The organism is Anaerotignum sp. (genome assembly GCF_030625865.1).
Taxonomy (GTDB): domain Bacteria; phylum Bacillota; class Clostridia; order Lachnospirales; family Anaerotignaceae; genus Chakrabartyella.
In genome coordinates, this window is sequence record NZ_DAOUQB010000048.1 from 1 (window position 1) to 18,042 (window position 18,042).

Annotated in this window: 19 protein-coding genes and 1 riboswitch; of the genes, 11 read left to right on the plus strand and 8 right to left on the minus strand. The window is 36.7% G+C overall.

The features are described from left to right. Both P9Q65_RS11525 and P9Q65_RS11530 read left to right on the plus strand, forming a co-directional pair. Window positions 1-789, plus strand: a 789-nt coding sequence (locus P9Q65_RS11525; RefSeq protein WP_304509573.1) for a hydrogenase small subunit, incomplete at its 5' end; no start/stop codon positions are given. 2 nt (window positions 790-791) lie between these two features. Then, window positions 792-2,168 (plus strand): nickel-dependent hydrogenase large subunit, encoded by a 1,377-nt coding sequence (locus tag P9Q65_RS11530; protein WP_304509574.1) that lies wholly within the window; start codon window positions 792-794, stop codon window positions 2,166-2,168. A gap of 101 nt (window positions 2,169-2,269) precedes the next feature. Here the strand turns inward: P9Q65_RS11530 and P9Q65_RS11535 are convergent, their stop codons facing one another. The 3 genes from P9Q65_RS11535 to thiW form a co-directional block, all read right to left on the minus strand. After that, window positions 2,270-3,049 (minus strand): EFR1 family ferrodoxin, encoded by a 780-nt coding sequence (locus P9Q65_RS11535; RefSeq protein ID WP_304509575.1) that lies wholly within the window; start codon window positions 3,047-3,049, stop codon window positions 2,270-2,272. Between the two features lie 249 nt (window positions 3,050-3,298). Then, window positions 3,299-4,078, minus strand: coding sequence for a PhzF family phenazine biosynthesis protein (locus P9Q65_RS11540; protein WP_304509576.1), 780 nt, complete (start codon window positions 4,076-4,078; stop codon window positions 3,299-3,301). Between the two features lie 14 nt (window positions 4,079-4,092). After that, window positions 4,093-4,608, minus strand: a complete 516-nt coding sequence (thiW, locus tag P9Q65_RS11545) for an energy coupling factor transporter S component ThiW (RefSeq protein ID WP_304509577.1) — start codon at window positions 4,606-4,608, stop codon at window positions 4,093-4,095. A 259-nt stretch (window positions 4,609-4,867) separates the two neighbouring features. Then, a riboswitch (TPP riboswitch) is annotated at window positions 4,868-4,973 on the minus strand. A gap of 1,245 nt (window positions 4,974-6,218) precedes the next feature. On the opposite strand from thiW, the gene P9Q65_RS11550 reads away from it, so the two are divergent. The 9 genes from P9Q65_RS11550 to P9Q65_RS11590 all read left to right on the plus strand — a co-directional run bounded on the left by P9Q65_RS11550 (window position 6,219) and on the right by P9Q65_RS11590 (window position 15,467). Continuing rightward, window positions 6,219-8,006 carry a methyl-accepting chemotaxis protein gene (locus P9Q65_RS11550; RefSeq protein ID WP_304509578.1) on the plus strand — a complete coding sequence of 596 codons (1,788 nt, stop codon included), beginning with the start codon at window positions 6,219-6,221 and terminating at the stop codon, window positions 8,004-8,006. 489 nt (window positions 8,007-8,495) lie between these two features. Continuing rightward, on the plus strand, window positions 8,496-9,635 hold the full coding sequence (locus tag P9Q65_RS11555; protein ID WP_304509579.1) for a tyrosine-type recombinase/integrase: 1,140 nt from the start codon (window positions 8,496-8,498) through the stop codon (window positions 9,633-9,635). Window positions 9,636-10,213: 578 nt separating this feature from the next. Continuing rightward, window positions 10,214-10,900 (plus strand): HD-GYP domain-containing protein, encoded by a 687-nt coding sequence (locus P9Q65_RS11560; RefSeq protein WP_304509580.1) that lies wholly within the window; start codon window positions 10,214-10,216, stop codon window positions 10,898-10,900. Window positions 10,901-11,584: 684 nt separating this feature from the next. Continuing rightward, a complete protein-coding gene (locus P9Q65_RS11565) occupies window positions 11,585-12,022 on the plus strand; it encodes a 6-pyruvoyl trahydropterin synthase family protein (protein ID WP_304509581.1) in 438 nt (145 codons plus the stop codon). Next, complete coding sequence (queE, locus tag P9Q65_RS11570; protein ID WP_304509582.1) at window positions 12,009-12,677, plus strand: putative 7-carboxy-7-deazaguanine synthase QueE; 669 nt, start codon at window positions 12,009-12,011, stop codon at window positions 12,675-12,677. The genes P9Q65_RS11565 and queE overlap by 14 nt, the downstream gene beginning before the upstream one ends. 34 nt (window positions 12,678-12,711) lie before the next feature. Continuing rightward, entirely contained in the window at window positions 12,712-13,287 is a 576-nt protein-coding gene (folE, locus tag P9Q65_RS11575) for a GTP cyclohydrolase I FolE (RefSeq protein ID WP_304509583.1), read from the plus strand. Window positions 13,288-13,310: 23 nt separating this feature from the next. Then, window positions 13,311-14,000, plus strand: a complete 690-nt coding sequence (gene queC / locus P9Q65_RS11580) for a 7-cyano-7-deazaguanine synthase QueC (RefSeq protein WP_304509584.1) — start codon at window positions 13,311-13,313, stop codon at window positions 13,998-14,000. Between the two features lie 38 nt (window positions 14,001-14,038). Further along, entirely contained in the window at window positions 14,039-14,536 is a 498-nt protein-coding gene (gene queF, locus P9Q65_RS11585) for a preQ(1) synthase (protein WP_304509585.1), read from the plus strand. A 739-nt stretch (window positions 14,537-15,275) separates the two neighbouring features. Beyond that, complete coding sequence (locus tag P9Q65_RS11590) at window positions 15,276-15,467, plus strand: hypothetical protein (protein ID WP_304509586.1); 192 nt, start codon at window positions 15,276-15,278, stop codon at window positions 15,465-15,467. 31 nt (window positions 15,468-15,498) lie between these two features. On the opposite strand, the gene P9Q65_RS11595 is transcribed toward P9Q65_RS11590, so the two are convergent. From P9Q65_RS11595 to P9Q65_RS11615, 5 genes are all read right to left on the minus strand, one after another. Further along, the gene (locus tag P9Q65_RS11595; RefSeq protein WP_304509587.1) at window positions 15,499-15,783 is read right to left on the minus strand and encodes a hypothetical protein; all 285 of its coding nucleotides are present in this window, start codon (window positions 15,781-15,783) and stop codon (window positions 15,499-15,501) included. A 76-nt stretch (window positions 15,784-15,859) separates the two neighbouring features. Next, window positions 15,860-16,291, minus strand: coding sequence for a DUF3788 domain-containing protein (locus tag P9Q65_RS11600; protein ID WP_304509588.1), 432 nt, complete (start codon window positions 16,289-16,291; stop codon window positions 15,860-15,862). 20 nt (window positions 16,292-16,311) lie between these two features. Further along, a complete protein-coding gene (locus tag P9Q65_RS11605; protein ID WP_304509589.1) occupies window positions 16,312-16,572 on the minus strand; it encodes a zinc ribbon domain-containing protein in 261 nt (86 codons plus the stop codon). Between the two features lie 62 nt (window positions 16,573-16,634). Next, a complete protein-coding gene (locus P9Q65_RS11610) occupies window positions 16,635-17,540 on the minus strand; it encodes a helix-turn-helix transcriptional regulator (RefSeq protein ID WP_304509590.1) in 906 nt (301 codons plus the stop codon). Window positions 17,541-17,838: 298 nt separating this feature from the next. Then, the coding region (locus tag P9Q65_RS11615) for a hypothetical protein (protein ID WP_304509591.1) at window positions 17,839-18,042 on the minus strand (204 nt) is incomplete at its 5' end.

Below are 18,042 nucleotides of genomic sequence, written 5' to 3' on the forward strand. Positions count from 1 at the left end.
CCAAATCTTGTCTGGCTTGAGCTTAATGGATGTTCGGGGAATATTATTTCATTGTTGAATGGGCAAAATCCGGACTTTCAGTATCTCATTACCCAAATGGCAAATTTTATTTATAGCAATAGTTTGCTTGCAGCGGAAGGAAACCAAGCTATGGATGAATTATTTAATGTAATTGGTTCTAATTACATTCTTGCAGTAGAGGGGGCAGTCTCTTTAAAAGACAATGGAATTTATAATATTATCGGACGGCATAATGGACTTCCCATAACAGGTCTGGACGTAGTAAAAAAATTAGGGGAACAGGCCGCATATGTTATAGCAGTGGGTGCGTGTGCCTCCCATGGCGGTGTGTCGGCGGCAAGACCAAATCCATCGGAATGTGTAGGGGTATATCAAGTTTTAGAAAGAAAAGTAATTCAATTACCGGGTTGCCCATGTCACCCCGATTGGTTTATGGGAACGCTAGCGTACATCATGTTATACGGTGAACCGCCGCTGGACAGCAGAAACCGCCCTTTGATGTTTTACAGTACTACGATCCATGACAGGTGCCCCAGGAGATCTTATTTTGATCGTGGCATTTTTGCGAGTAAGCTTGGGGAAAAAACCTGCATGTTCAAAATGGGCTGTCGTGGTCCCATCACTCGAATTGATTGCCCCATTCGGCAATGGAACGGACATGAAAATTGGCCGATAGAAGATGATTCTCCTTGTATTGGCTGTGCACAATTTGGGTTTCCTGATGCGATGGAGCCGTTTATAACTTATAATACAACGAAAGGGGAGTAAGCATGCCGGAAAAAATAACGATAAATCCTGTAACACGAATCAGCGGTTTTATGGAAATAGAAGCGGATATCGAAAATCATGCCATCGTAGATGCAAAAACAAAGGGTTTAATGTTTCGTGGGTTTGAAAAAATGTTGGTTGGTCGAAATCCTTTTGATGCCGTCTATTTTACTCAACGAATATGTGGAATTTGTTCCACTGCGCACTCTGTGGCATCCACGCTTGCTTTGGAAAGTGCCATGAATTTTGTTCCTTCTGAGCAGGGGAGATATCTTAGAGATCTTGTTCACGCATGCGAGTTTCTTCAAAATCATTTGAGACACTTTTATCAATATACGCTTCCCGATTTTGTTAAGCTTCCGGAAAATTATCCTCTTTTTAAAACGGATCATAACGATTATAGACTTCCTAAAAATCTAAATGATAGAATGGTGGAAGATTATTTTGCTTCCTTAGAGTTTAGCCGAAGTGCCCATCAAATGCTGGCGATATTGGGAGGAAAGGCACCTCACAATCATGGTGTATTTGTTGGGGGTATTACATCGCAAGCCACTATAGATAAAGTTATTGCTATGAAATCAATCCTTGATGGTATTGAACAATTTATCAATGAAAAAATGATTCCGGATGTATATGAAATTGGAAATTATTATTCTGAGTATTATTACATTGGCAAAGGCTATGGGAATTTATTAAGTTATGGATGTTTTGATAATTATAAGGAATTAGGAACGTTATACGTAAATCCCCTTGTTTATACAAATAGTAGAATAACGCCGTTTCACCCGGATGAAATCTCTCAAGAAAATGAGTTTGCTTGGTATGATGAAAACAATGAGCCGGACATTCACAAGGAGAAGGCATATTCATGGATAAAAGCAGCGAGATACAATAATGTTCCATTTGAGGTGGGCCCCCTGGCAAGGCAATGGCTTTGCGGAGAATACCGGAATGGTATATCTGCTATGGATAGAACGATTGCAAGGGCTCTTGAAGCGAGAAAGATCGTAGGAATTATGAAAATACTGTTAGAAAATTTAATTCTCGGCGTATCGGTACAAGAAGTGTATACTGTTCCCGAAAATGCTGAGGGTAGGGGATTAATTGATACAACAAGAGGTGCTCTCGGTCATTGGATTGTCATAGAAAATCAAAAAATTGCGTTTTATCAAATAATAACACCTTCCGCCTGGAATTTGTCAACACAAACCGGAAATATAAAAGGAACGGCTGAACAGGCGCTAATTGGCGCGCCGGTTAAGGATGGAAATACGCCTGTTGAAATCGGGAGAATTATACGATCTTTTGATCCATGTGTATCCTGTGCGACACATGTTTTTTCCCATGGGCAGCATCTTAAAACAATGCGGGTTGTATAATTTAAAAAATTAGTGATTTTCAAAAGCTAAGCTTTAAAGGGCAATGCCTACATGCTTAGCTTTTTTTATTTAAAGGATTTATAGTTAATTAGCTATCATATTTAATTTAAAAGTTCCTGAGCTTTTACAGCACGATATCGTGTAAAATCTTTCCCATTAAACCCTATGGCTGTTGTAGGGCAAAAATTGATACAGCGCATACACAACTGGCAGGAATGATTCCATTTTGGATATGATTCCATAGTGATGTTTTTTACAGGACAGAGTTTTGCACACATACCACATTTGACGCATTTGCTTGCATCCAGTGTTATTTTTTCTCCTTCTGGAAGAATGAATTTATGCATTACAAAGCTGTTGCAACACAAATGATAAAATGCCTGGGATAAGAAAGGTATCTGTTTCCATACGCTTTTTCCCTCAATTAGCTCCAAAGCATATTCACGAGCTCGCTTTAAACCAAGATGAATTAATTTTTCATTTTCAGTTTTATCTACTTTTTTAGGAAGCCAGTTATTTGGCATTTTGATTTCACAAGCCCCAATGCAGGTATAGCCTTTTTGAGTTAATACTTTTTTTAAGGGGCCAACAATGGCGCCGGAAAAAGACATCATGGTATCTACCATAAATACGGGTGTACTATTACCGTTAGGCATATCCTTAAAGAATTTCCAGACGAAGGGAAAAGTGGATTGAAAAGCAACGGGGAATGCCAGTCCAATGATTCTCTTTGGATTAACTTGAATTGCTGAACAGCTTTCTATTTTGTGAAGTGTAACATCTATGCCATTTTCAGAAAGTTTTTTAGCTATTTCATTTACAACAAGAAGAGTGTTTCCGCTTCCGGAATAATAATAAAAATCAATAGGCATTTTTTTCATAATAATCTCCAATCTGCTTCACGTTCCCCAATTAATTGCAATACTTTCTTTCAAATATAGTAACAAATATCCCACGTCTTCGCAACGAGTGATATTTTGACGGCCTATTCAAGAACTAGACAACTAAGCAAATGTGTTCAGTGCCTGCCGATTTTCTCAACGAAAAAAACCGCCTAGAAATGAAGGGGCGGTTTTTTAGGAATAAAGATTTTCTTTTTCATACCATATTAGTACATTAAATAAGGGTAATTAATGTATTTGAATTTCACCTTTTAAATACAATACTGCACTTCCTTCAATGATTACTTCATTTTCAACTACTTCGCAACCTAACGTTCCTGTTCTTGGAGAGAGTTGCAATGCACGGAGAACGTCTTTTTTCAGGCGTGATGCCCAGAAAGGTGCAAGAATGCAATGGGAAGAGCCTGTTGCCATATCTTCATTGACACCTAATTTAGGAAAAAAGCAACGGGAAACAAAGTCGCTTTCTGTACCTTTTGCCGTAACAACAACGCCTAGTCCATAAGAAAGACTTTTCATTTTCTCAAAATCAGGTTTGATTGTAAGAACTTCCTTTTCGGAATCCAAAAGAAAAAGCAAATCCCTGGAACAATAGCTCTCTTTAGGTTGGATTCCCAAAATATCTACCATTTCCTTTGTCGCTGAAAGGGGAGAATAAGAAAAGGCAGGGGCGTGAATCTTGTATTTATTTTCTTTGCAGAGAACCTTCAAAGTACCACTCTTTGACTCAAAATGGATGGTACTGGTAGTTGGAGCTAGAAATTGATGAAGAACGTATGCAGCACCCAAAGTAGCATGAAGGCAAAGTGGTACTTCTTCAACCGGTGTAAAAAAACGTAGGGAGTATCCTTTACCTATCTTTTGGACAAAGGTTGTTTCAGAAAGTTTGTTTTCCTGTGCAATTTTCTGCATTAACTTATCTGTCATCGGTTTTTCTATGATACATATACCTGTTGGATTTCCTGAAAAAAGAGCATCTGTAAAAGTATCTACTATGTAATAGTCCATTGCGAAAACTCCTTTTAAATTTTAGTTCCAAGGGCGTCTTGTATTTTCTTGAGCATGTTGTTTTTCTTTAATACCATCAAAAAAAGGTATGCCACACTGCCACCCATTAAAGTTGCAGTTAAAAACATTGGTGTGTAGAAAAACCATGATAAAGATCCCTTTCCAACTAAGAATTTCATAACAGGATAGGAGACGATGGAGCCAATGATACCTGTACCAATTATTTCACCAAATACCGCAAACAAAATATTCCCTTTTGAAGTACGATACAATAGCCCGGACAAGGTGGCACCAAATACAGCACCTGTCAATGCCAATGGTGGTATTCCCAAAAAAAGCATACGAATTATACCGATGAGGGTAGCATTTAATAGGGCATACCAAGGCCCCATAAAAACTGCACACACAATATTAATTAAATGTGCGGTAGGGCACATTCCCTCAATTCGCAAAAGGGGTGAAATGACAACCCCTATGGCTACCATCATGGAGAGAAATACCATTTTCAATGTTTTACTGTTTGTTTTCATTTTTTTGACTCCTTTCAAAAAGCAAATAAAAAACCATGAGAAACGCAGGTCATCTCATGGTTACAAAAATTCCATATAAAAATAGCGTTCCCATGGGAAAACCTTCAAAAAAGGCGGTCAAAACTCAAAAGTTTCCTCTCAACCAGAAACACTGGCTCCCTCGCTATTTAGTTGTTTCGAAAAAGGTCTAGGACGCTCCTCCTCTACCTTGCTGAATAAAGAACAGTCAAAAAAAGACATCCCTTAAGGTATGCCACAGAAAAATCCTGTATTATTTTCCTACGTTGGCATTACCCAAATCAGGTTTTAGGGTCAAAACTTAACGTTTTTTCTCAGCCTGTTCACAAGCTCCCCTTATGTACTTTATTCAAAGATTAGATTGTAGTGCTTAATTACAATTCAAATCATTAACAAATATAGCACTTTGGAAAAAAACTGTCAATATGCAAATGAAAATTTTAGTATTCTCCTGGGAAGGTAATTTGTTTCTTATTTATTTTTCTGTTTATGATAGAATGGAGAAAATAATTTTGTAGGGCTCACCTATGATAAGGAAATTAATCATTTTCGCAGAGAAGGTAATGAAAAGCAAAGGATGGAAACATAGGGTTGTAGCGTTAAAAGAAAGGGGATGGTTTTATAGGGGAAAAGTGTCTTGTTCTCCATTAATTTCGGTGCGGAAAAAGTATCTTTTTAGTTTAACGTAGCAATGAAACGTAGTGAGGATTTTGGGTTGTCAACAAAGAAGTGTTTCGAGATATTAAAGTTTCGCAGTATAAATAATACTGTGATACTATATTTTGGTATATATGGATTATTTTATTATATATCTGCTGTCTAATTATTGTCAATCAGCACTTTTCTTGCAAAAAAACATTAAAAAATGTAAAAACATGGTGGATTTTTTCATAAACAAAGTTTTAAAAAGGCTTGAAACGTTTTTTTCGCCGTCATTTTGTACGTCAAAAGAGCTATTTCCACTTGTGTTAAAAGAAAAAAGAATTTCAATAAGTTAATTGCCTATTTCACAAGTTGTTTAACTGTATCCTTTCAAGTGGAATAATTAAAAGCTTATCTAATAAAGATTATTTCGTTTGAATTAACACTTTTTTGCTATAAATCTTATGAAGCTCTCTTCCACAGCCATCGAACCATTTCCTACCATATATGTCAAATAATCCAGTAAGTTAGTATTATGGATGGCAGACCGTCATTTACAAAATAAAACGTCAAATTTGTTGTCAAAAGTTCTTATACTTCCTTCTATAACGGGCTTTTGTATAGCAAGGCACAGTATTATTTATACTGCGTCTTTTTGTTTTTTAATATACTCAAAGATTCTCAATTTGACCGTGCACCATTTATAAATATATATAAGAAGATTTTAGATTTTTATACATAATATACACAGAAATTCTTCACCAGTTGTTAGAGCTAATTTGAAAGCAATCTATTCGGAAAGGAGGGTTTAAACGAAAAATTTTTGTCAATGCGGTGAGGGTGTTGGATTTTTGTTACGGTTATACAACTTCGTTTCGTTGAAAAAGCAAATGATAAATTACAAAATAGGCACAAAATGAATGAATTAAAAAGGAAAGAGGGTATAAGAAATGAAACAGTGGTTTGAGGATTTAAATGTATCAAAAAAGCTGAGCATTGGATTTATGTGTGCATCACTTCTGGGAATCATAATCGGTATTGTTGGTATAATAGGCATGCTAAATATGTCCAGTAGCCAACAGGCAACCTATGATGAATGTACGTTGGGGATTCTTTATTCTTCACAAGCAGAACTTAATTACAAAGATCTCAGAACATCAATCAGAGATCTGTATATCAACTATGATACAAATAAGGAGAAATACTATGACGAAATAACAAATACTATAAATGCCCTTAAAATAAGCTTAGATAATTATGCGCAAACAGTAGCAGACGAGGAAGATGAAAAAAATTTTGCCGCAGTCAAAGTCTCTTGTGACGGCTATATTAATTTAGCCAATGAGATTACGGATGCTGCTAAGGCAGGAAAATCAAAAGAAAATATTTTGACTTTAGTAAAAAATGGGACAGTATACGCAGATGATGCGTCTAGGGCGTTTCAGTCTATCGTTGATTATAATGACAGTCTTGCAAAAGCAAACCTTGTTAACGAGAAAAGAGGGGCATGGGTTGCAATCATCATTATGCTTGCGGTAATTGTAATAGCCCTTGTTCTTGCAATGCTATTAAGTAGATATATTTCTGCCCTTATCAGCAAGCCCATGGGGATGCTTGCCATGGTTTCTGAGCATCTTGCACTGGGAGATGTTGACATCTATGGCTTGGTTACGGAGGAAGACAAAAAAGTAAAATATCGGAAGGATGAAATAGGCAAAGTTTCTTTGGCGTTTAATAAACTGATTGAAGAAACGATTACCATCAGTAAACAAGCTGAAATCGTAGCTACAGGAGATTTAACCACAACAGTAACCGTGCGCTCTGAAAAAGATATTATGGGTAAGGCATTGTCAGACCTTGTAGAAAAACTCCATGGTCTTATATCATCTGTAGCATTAACTGCAACGCAGGTTAGTTCAGGAGCAGGACAAGTTTCTGATGGTTCACAAGAGCTGTCTACCGGTACTGCGGAGCAGGCGGCAACGATAGAAGAGTTGAATTCTGCTGTTGCCAATGTTTCCGAACAGGCGGTTCAAAATGCCCATAGTGTGGAACAGGCCGGCAATTATGTGCAACAAGCAGGACAGGGTGTTGCTTCCAGCAATGAATATATGACAAGGTTGAATGATTCTATGCAAGAGATTGGACATTCTTCTCAGGAAATTTCAAAAATTACGAAACTCGTGGAAGACATTGCTTTTCAAACCAATATTCTTGCGCTTAATGCGGCTGTGGAAGCTGCACGTGCAGGGGATGCCGGCAAAGGTTTTGCAGTGGTGGCAGATGAAGTACGTAATCTTGCTGCTAAGTCAGCAGAGGCTGCTAAGCAAACGGCAGAGTTAATTCAAAAATCAACTACCACTGTGTTTGAAGGGGAGCAGCTTGCAGATGAAACTATGAAGATGCTGGCTGCTGTGTCAGAACAAGCTGCTATGGTGGAACAATCCATCAAGGAGATCGAAGTGGCTTCTTCAGCTCAAGCATCTGCCATAGAACAGATTAATCAGGGAATTACCCAAGTCTCTGCTGTGATACAGACAAATGCTGCAACAGCAGAGGAAAGTTCTGCTGCCAGTGAAGAATTGGCGGCGCAAGCGCAGGTTTTGAAGGAAGAAGTTGAGCAATTTAAGTTGAGGAAGGGAAATGAAGCCTATCAAATGTCCGAGTTAAACGGATCATCATTAAGTGAAGAAACACATATTTCTTCGCATAGCCCAAGAGATTTGGGTAAGTATTAATAGGACAAGGTATAAACGACCTCCGGTATCAAACTCGAGCTACAGTATTGATGCATGTTAATTTTGTAGTTACATAAAGTAATATGACTCCCCTTTACAATTTGTATAGGGGAGTTTGTTTTATAAAACATCTGAACCATAATTTATTTTAGGAAATAAACAAATTTGAATTAAAAAACCTCCTATGCCGAAAAACATTGAGTTTGCAATGATACAAGAAGGCATAGGAGGTTTTTAAAATACAAAAATAATCCGCAGTATACTTAATACTGTGCAGCTGGAAACATGTATAATATAATAATTTTATTATATATCAACGGCTTTCAGTTTGTCAATTTGTACAGCATGTTTGTCGAAAAGTCATGAAAACAAAAAAATAGAAAGGATAATTCATAAAACGTGATGTTTTTGCAGCGTACTCTCCGTGTTTCGCCGTCATAAATAACGTCACGGAAATAAATATTTTACTAAAGGAAAAGGAGAATAACTATGGCACGTAGAGGAGAAAACATTTATAAACGAAAAGATGGACGGTGGGAGGCAAGACTACTTGTCCAAAAGGGAAAATATAAGTATTTTTATGGAAAATCATATAAGGAAGCTAAGATAAAAATGCGTACGTTTCAAGAAAACGCAAAAAACTACAGGGACAAGCAGGAAGAACAAAAGAAAAGTGCTTCGGGTTTGTTAGAATCATGGTTGGAAACGCAAGTGTCTAATAGAGTGAAGCCGTTAACCTATGAGAGCTATTATCATTGCATGTATAAGCATATTTTGCCATATTTTCAACATGAACCGGATGATCGAATTACCAAGGAAACGGTTTTGGGATTCACCAAAAATCTTACTGAAGATACCTTCCTGGCAGACACGTCCAGAAAAAAGATTCTTACTGTTTTAAAAATTGCATTAAAAGATATATTAAAAGATGACCTAAATAGGGCGTCTATTCTTGAAGCAATAAAATTGCCAAAAATCGAGATGAGAGAAGTTGAGGTTTTTTCACTTAAGGAACAAAGATGTTTGGAGGCGGCAGCACTTGGTGCAAAGGATCAGCGTGCTTTGGGGATTGTTCTGTGTCTATATACAGGTATCAGACTTGGGGAACTTTGTGCCTTGACGTGGAAAGATATTGACTGGGAGAATGGGCTGATGTCCATAACTAAAACCGTTTCAAGGACTAAAGTGTTTAATCCGGGTAGAAGAAAAACGGAGTTAGTGGTTGGAACGCCCAAAAGTCGAAATTCAATGCGTAAGATTCCTGTACCTCGGTTTCTGTTAAAATTGGTGGAACAGCGTAAATTGTGCGAAGAGAATGATAACACATATATCCTCACAGGAAAAGATACCCCTCTTGACCCCAGAAACTTTCAAAAATTGTATAAAAAACTACTAATGGAGGAACATTTACCAAATCATAAATTTCATGCCATCCGACATACTTTTGCTACGCGTGGGTTAGAACTAGGTGTGGATATTAAAACACTTAGTGAAATATTAGGGCATTCCAATGTTTCTATAACCCTTAATATTTATACGCATTCTTTAATCGAACAAAAAAAAGCCGCAATAGAAAAGTACAATACCATGTATACAGCAGTAGGTGATCTTTCCAAATTCGCCGTCTAATTTCTGGTAATATGAGCAAAAAAAATTGATAATTTCGGTATTTTATCAAATTTAGCACAGTATTAAGTATACTGCGTTTTTGATGCACAACCATTATTCCCTTTAATTATTTACAATAGGAGTTTTTTTATGCTGTGCAAAATTATTACAATCAATCATGCAATTGTTTGGGAGGAAAGTTTTATTTTTCCTATAAATTCAGGGATTTTGGAGGTTTTTTGAGTTTCCATAGTTTTAAACCGTTTTTTAGATGTTCGGATTGGTTAAATATTAGCAAAAGAATATATGGCAGAATACACCATTAATAACCCAAACTATGTTGGTTAGCTACTTAAGGTAAAAAATGTTTTACTAGTCCTCTATAATTGTAAGATAAACTAGAATTTATTTTTAAATACGAATTCTTCTTAAAATACCTTGTTGATTCTCCTTAAGCCAATATGCCGGTTGCTTTGAGTTGAAGCTTACAAATATTTTGAGCTGACTGATAAAACCAAAAAGAATGAAAAATCGAGATACGCTAAACTGGTATAAGTAATATCCATAAAATTATGTGTACATGAAAGGAGAGAAAATAATTGTACAAAATTTTTCAGGGTTTGACAGCAGAGGAAATGATTCGCAAGCTGCCTGAAGATCAAATCAGACACTGCGTGAATGTAGAAATACTTGTTGGGAAACTAGTGGAATGGTTACCGATATCGAAAGAAACTTTCCCGAATCATATATATTTAAATTTCAGCAGAGCTGCCTATTATCATGATATTGGTAAGGTTTGCGTTCCTGATTATATACTTAATAAAATTGATGCTCTTACTTGGGAGGAATATGATATTGTTCGACGGCATCCGGTTTATGGGGAAGAGTTACTTAATTTTTGTATGAAAAATGGCAGCAGTGGGATACCTCCATGCCTTCTACCTTTGACGAAACAAGCTGCACTTTATCATCATGAATGGTGGAATGGCAAAGGATATCCCTTTGGGATAAGAGAACGGAAAATTCCCTATGTCGCACGGGTTACTTCAATATGTGATGCTTATGATGCTATGGTTAGTAATCGGCCTTATCATCGTGCCTACTCCCATGAGTATGCCTGTGAAGAGGTAAGAAGAGGAGCTGGAACCCAATTTGACCCTGCGCTTGCTAAGGTGTTTTTGGAACATGAGACGGAGATTTCACACATTGTTGGTGAGATTTGCACATATTCTACAGATAAATTGATTATTGAAAAAAAGCGACTTTTATATAGTAGGCAAAATTAACTTAGCGTTAATAAATAAAGTCTTTAAAAGATTTATAAATAGAACTGAAAATGAGAATTGAAAAACAAAAATAATAGATATTTTAAAAATCGATTTTAATTCACCTTCAAAAAAGCAGAATCAGTATAATTGATTCTGCTTTTTTGATTGGTGCTTTGGCATTGACTATCAGTTATAGTGTGGAATTTATGTACCTTTAGCTGGTACTCAAACGGTGGGTTCCCTTCAATGACTAATGGCATAAAATATCAATGCTATTCTCTCAAGGCATACGGTGGTAGTTTGTTTATTGGAGCTGGCAAAGCATTGGAAAATAAGGGATATGGAAGGGCGTTGCTTATTTTCGTACCTAGCAAAAAAACTTATAGAAAAGACTGACATAATATATCTTTCTGCTAAGCGTAAGCTTGTTATAGACCTTATTGCATCTTACCCGCGATACCGACACATACTTGACATAACAAACAAAAAAATGCTATACTCTCAAAAGGAATAAAGACAGTTCACTTGTACCATCCTGTCTCTAAACAAAACTAGGGCTAATTTTAATATTATTGGATATGATTAAAGGTGACGAGTTACTTTACTAATCCTGCAAACTAATATAAAAATAGGCATAGTTTTATGTCTATTTTTTTATTTCAAAAAAAGTTTTATTTATTCGTGAAAGGATATAACTGAGGTATGTATTATTTAAGATCAGAACACAGCTTTGATTCAGCGCATTTTTTGACTAATTATGAAGGAAAGTGTAGGAATATACACGGTCATAGATGGCGTGTTGTTGTTGAAATAAAGAGTTTAACTTTGCAAACAGAGAAGCAATTAGATGGAATGGTTGTAGACTTTGGACAGCTAAAAAAAGATATAAAAGAAGAAGTGGATTTTTTGGATCATGCGCTGATTATAGAGAAAAATTCATTGAAGCCGGCTACCTTTACGGCATTAAAAGAAGAGGGTTTTCGTATGATTGAGTTTGATTTTCGTCCAACTGCGGAGAGATTTTCAAAATATTTTTATGATAAAATGGTAGAAAAAGGATATCAGATGAAATCAGTTACAGTTTATGAAACACCGAATAACGCTGCTATCTATGAGGGGGATTTGGATGTCACAATATAAGGTAGTAGAAAAATTCGTTAGCATAAATGGTGAGGGAGTTTTTGCAGGACAATTAGCTGTTTTTATTCGATTCCAAGGATGTAATCTAAACTGCTCCTACTGTGATACTGCTTGGGCAAATAAGGAAAATACTACTTTTACCATTATGACTGAGGATCAAATATATCATTATATTAAAGAGACGGGAATAAAAAATGTAACTTTAACTGGCGGTGAGCCCTTATTAAACCCTGAAATGATACAGTTACTTCAAGTGCTTGCTGGAGATAGTGAATTACATGTGGAAATTGAAACAAACGGAAGCATAGATTTATCGATTTTTACGCAGATAAGAAATCCTCCTACTTTTACTATGGACTATAAGCTTCCGGGAAGTTTCATGGAATCTAAAATGTTAATTTCAAATTTCCGGTTACTTACGAAAAAAGACACGGTGAAATTTGTAGTGGGTGATATTGAGGATTTAGATTGTGCAAGGGAAATTATCACAAGAAATCAGTTGATTTCAAAATGTCATGTTTATATCAGCACAGTATTTGGAAAAATAAGCTTAGATGAAGTGGTAGAGTATATGAAAAAAAATACGATGAATGGAATCACATTACAACTACAAATGCACAAAATTATATGGGATCCCAATAGACGAGGTGTTTAATTGATTAAGAATGAAAAGTGAGGTGATGTAGAAGATGGCGATAGATATAGAAGCAATTAAGGAGCATATCAAAGGTATTCTTGTAGCACTTGGTGATAATCCGGAGCGTGAAGGGTTAAAAGATACGCCTTCGCGGGTTGCGCGTATGTTCGAAGAAGTTTTTGAAGGCATGAATTACAGTAATCATGAAATTGCTATGATGTTTGATAAAACATTTGAAGAAGATTTGGAAATGGAACAAAGCACACAAGATTTAATCATTGTGAGCGATATTGATGTGTTTAGCTATTGTGAACATCATTTGGCATTGATGTATGATATGAAGATTACGGTGGCTTATGTGCCAAATGGTAAGGTAATCGGTCTTAGTAAAATAGCAAGAATTGCTGATATGGTGTCAAAACGATTACAGCTTCAGGAACGAATTGGTACAGATATTGCTGAAATCATACAGGAAGTAACAAAATCTCAAGACGTTGCAGTTCTGATTGATGCTTGTCATAGCTGTATGAGCTACAGAGGAATTAAAAAAACTTCGGCCAAAACTCATACTTCCACGTTGCGCGGTCGTTTTCAAACAGATGCAACACTGCAAATGCGTTTAAAATAATGGCGATAGACAGGAGAATGAATATGAAAGCATTAGTATTACTAAGTGGTGGAGTTGACAGTGCAACATGTCTTGGATTGGCCATTCATCAATTCGGAAAAGAAAATGTGGTTACGCTGTCGATTTCATATGGGCAAAAGCATACAAAAGAGACGGAGGCTGCAAAAAAAATTGCGGCTTATTATCAAGTGGAATTAATATATTTAGATTTAGCAAAAATATTTAAGTATAGCGATTGTTCGCTGCTAACACATTCTGAGCAGGAAATTCCTAAAGAGTCCTATGTGGATCAAATTGAAAAGCGTAGAGGAAAGCCGGTATCAACCTACGTACCATTTCGAAATGGCCTGTTTTTGTCTTCCGCTGCAAGTATCGCCTTATCAAAGGGTTGTAGTAGGATATTTTATGGTGCACATAGCGATGATGCTGCTGGAAACGCTTATCCAGATTGCAGCAATGCTTTTAATGAAGCGATGAATCAAGCAATTTATATAGGTAGTGGAAAACAGTTGCAAATAGATGCCCCCTTTGTTTTATGGAGTAAGGCAAAGATTGTTGAAAAAGGTCTGGAGCTAAATGTTCCATATGAGTTAACCTGGAGTTGTTATGAAGGTGGAGAGAAGCCATGCGGCAAATGCGGTACTTGTTTAGATAGAGCTACTGCGTTTGAGAAAAATGGAGTAAGTGACCCTGCAATGAATGTCAGATATTGAAAATAAGCAATACAAAAAATGATGAGAGGAAAGTGTGTATGGTAGGAAGAACTACAGAAGAAACAAGGGGAGTTTCTCTTTTGGGAAATCATGGCACAAAATATGAAATGGATTATAATCCGTCTGTATTAGAGACTTTTGAGAATAAGCATAAGGAAAATGATTATTTTGTAAAATTTAACTGTCCTGAGTTTACCAGCCTTTGCCCTATTACCGGACAGCCGGATTTTGCAACGATTACGATTTCATATGTGCCTAACATAAAAATGGTAGAAAGTAAATCACTAAAGCTTTATTTATTTAGTTTTCGAAATCATGGAGATTTTCATGAGGACTGTATTAATATTATTATGAAGGATTTAATTGCATTAATGAATCCCCGATATATTGAAGTGTGGGGAAAATTCACTCCTCGTGGAGGAATTTCCATTGATCCTTATTGTAATTATGGCCAGGTGAATACGAAATGGGAAGAGATCGCATTTAATCGTTTGGCCAATCATGACCTATATCCTGAAAAGGTGGATAATAGATAAGGAATTGGTATTCAAAAAATATGCAAGCAGATATAATTATGAAATGTTTGTCACAAGATATTTCAATAGATATCTTACCCGGGTATTTTTATTAAAGCCTAAAGATGAAATTGATAAGCAACAATCTATAATGTCTAATAAAATTTCAGAAGTTACTTATTATGGATATAATAGAATTTTTAAAGGAAAATTATGAAAATCAAATGGAGGTATATGTAAATAATACTCCATATAATCAATAACATTATGAGTGCGTATTCACTTTTTATGGTAGAAAGGGCAATGTATTTTAAAAAAAAAGATAGTAGCTGGGAGAAGGTATTAAAAGAACTAAATGCGTTACTTGTATTAGATGGATATGAATATATGACAATGAAAAATATCTAATTGTTCACTTTATTTGTATCGTTCTATTATATAAGAAAAGAGTGGCGGGGAACAGCAGACATATACAATAATTTGGATTTAACTTATTTGGAAGATGAGTCATATCAAACTACGAATGGTATCTTCGGTTTGGGACAGTTAGATGGAGTTGTTAAAGTCGAGGAGAAACTCTTTCTTTTGAAGATGAAGTTAATAAGGTTAAAGGTATAATTATCATACAAGACAATATGGCAGTGTTAACCATTACAGAATCTGGTTTTGAATACATTAATCAAGGAGATGTTTTGAGTTTTCTGAAAAACTTTTGTATTATGGAATACATTGCATATTTTTAAAATCAGGAGGGAAACGCGTGAAGAAAAACAGGAAATTCTTAATTATTGGCATTGTAATGTTAATTGTGGCTGTTTGTTTTATAATTTACGCACTCAATAACCCTCAAGCTGGTTTTAATTGGAGCAACTCCTTAACTTACGGAATTTATCTGGGTTATGTTGCTGCAACAGTTATATTTATCGCAAAAGGCTTAAATAATAAAGAATGAGTCATCTGAACCATAGATTTTACCTTTCTGTTTATGTTTTGCAATAAGTGAATATCACGCAAACCAGATCGCCTTTTGTGATAAGGGTAACCCCAAAGCCGTAACGGTCTATGATTTCTAAGGCACGATATGTAAGCCCCTCGGTTTTCTCAAGGGGCAGATAGGGATATGTCATGGCTCCCGTGCCAATTATATAAGCCTTGCTTTTTTTGTAAGGTTTCTTCAAAAGTTGTGGAGCGTTTTGTTTGACTTCAACATCCTCAAAGGTATATGTCATATCATAGCACTCACTGCGGCTGTCAATAGATATAACCATGGGTACAGTCCCGATAAAGGTTCATACCGTTTTTAGGGGATACTATGGATATTGCATTTGCGTGGTGCATATGTGGTCACCGACCCTTCTTTTGTACACGCAGATCAATGAGTTTTTTCACATCTTCCAGAATTTCCGCAGAAGTAACAGATATCATTAGCCAACGTCCACCGTTAAAGGGTTTTGTATTCCAATAAAGGTTACGGACATATTCAGTGCAAGCGGATAACAGAAGCTCCGCTTCCATAGTCTCACGGCTCCCCACTGAAATAAGACAGGTAAAAAAACCGTTAGCAGGATAGAGCGTGCAAAGAGAGCGCCCGCTCTTCTTATACTTTATATTCCAACCGGGCGCACCGGAACAAATGCTATACTCTGTTTTTGGTAAAACACCATAGCAAGACTCTATATGGGCACAGAGTTCATCCCATAAAGGGTTTGCTATAAAGCAGGATACCTCTTGTAAATTCGGCATCGTGGTTTTGGGATATTGCTCGTTCCAATTCATACTTTACACACTCCTTGTAGTTAGTGCCAGCGCTTCAGTTGTGGGAAAAAAACCGCCATCTGTGCCTTTGCATCATCTGTGGTGATACCTGTTGCATCTGCCATTGGCTTTGCACAAAAATCAATCATCTGCTGCATGGTTACATCTACGCAGAATTTGCCGCCATCATAACAATAATTACAATAGTCAGCACTTTTGCTGCCATCTGATTCTGTGCCATACGCAGCACCATCCATTGGCATTCCACAGCTTTGGCAAAATTTTTGATTTTCATTTGACATAATCTTGTCCTCCTTTTGTTTTGGTATCTTCATCATACCAAACAAAAGCTGACAACTGTCTGTCAAGGTTTATAATGAGCTGCAATTTTTTCTGCATACTCCCAAAGCTGTTGCCGAAGATTTGGTGGATGAAGTATCTCCACATTGGTGCCAAAAGAAAAGATATAGCCTATCACCCATGAATCCATAGGGAAACATGCCTCCACCAACATACTGCCGTCAGGCATTACGGTAATACTCTCACGGTCAAACTCGTCGTACACCCGAAAGGCAAGCCGTGGTGAGATTTTCAACTTAATATTTGTTTCAGAGCATGGCACATCTGCTATTTCAATGGGTGGTATTTCCCCCTCATAATTCTGTTTGAAATGTTCGTCTGTAGGTGCAATTTCTGCAATTCTGCTCACTTTAAAAAGGCGAAAATCCTCTGCTTTTAGGCAATAACTTTGCAAATACCAGTGTTTATCTTTATAGATAAGGCGTAGCGGTTGTATTCTGCGGTTAGTCATTTCTCCCGATGTGCCACAATAGGCAATTTGTAAAACCTGTTTTGCAAGAATAGCGTTTTTTATAGTTTCAAAGCGAACACTGTCCAGTTGTTTTAGCCCCCACCGGGAAAAATCTACGGTAATCCAATCCTGTGACGGTTTGCGAAAGGCTCCGCCCAGTTTAGACAGCAGACCGTCTACCTGTAAGTCAGCAGCTTTCAGACTTTGTACCGCAAAAAGCAGTTGATTTTGCTCGTAGTCGGATAATAGGGTTTTGTCAAAGCGGTAACCTTCCATCAGTGAGATACCGCCATTTTTGCCGGCGGTTGTGTAAATGGGAACACCTGCTATAGATAAGGATTCTACATCACGATATACCGTTCGTACCGACACTTCAAGCGCTCTTGCCAGTGCAGGCGCACTCATGTTGCCTTTTTCAAGCAGTAAATATACAAGCTGAAATAATCGATCGTTTTTCATTACACACCTCTCAAGTTAGATTAAATATCATTATACCGCAAAACCATGACAATGTCATGTCATGGTTTTAGATAAAGATTATCGAGAAAAGGAAAATCTGCATAGTGCCCTTTTGCAAACCTGCAAATAAAAAGTCAACCCTAAAATTTAGAAAAACAGTAAGATTCCCCATTGCAAAAAATAGAAAAACCAAAAGGCCACCGCCGAAGCACTGACCGAGAGAGGGGGAAGTTTTATTATCGGGAATGATCTGTTGAATCCATATCAACAGGCATGTCCATTGCGTTCAAAAACTCTTTTATTCTTCCATAATAGATACGCAGAAACTTATCTTTAGATGCAAGTTGGTAAAAGCCCCTTCTAGGGGCAGAGCAAACCACCTGCTAAGTGAAGTTGTAAAATGAAAGTAGACAAGGAATATGACCACCTTGCCTACTTTTTGTTTTATAATTATTTTGAAAGGATGTGCTATTATGGGAGTTCCTAAAGGAACCAAAAGAAG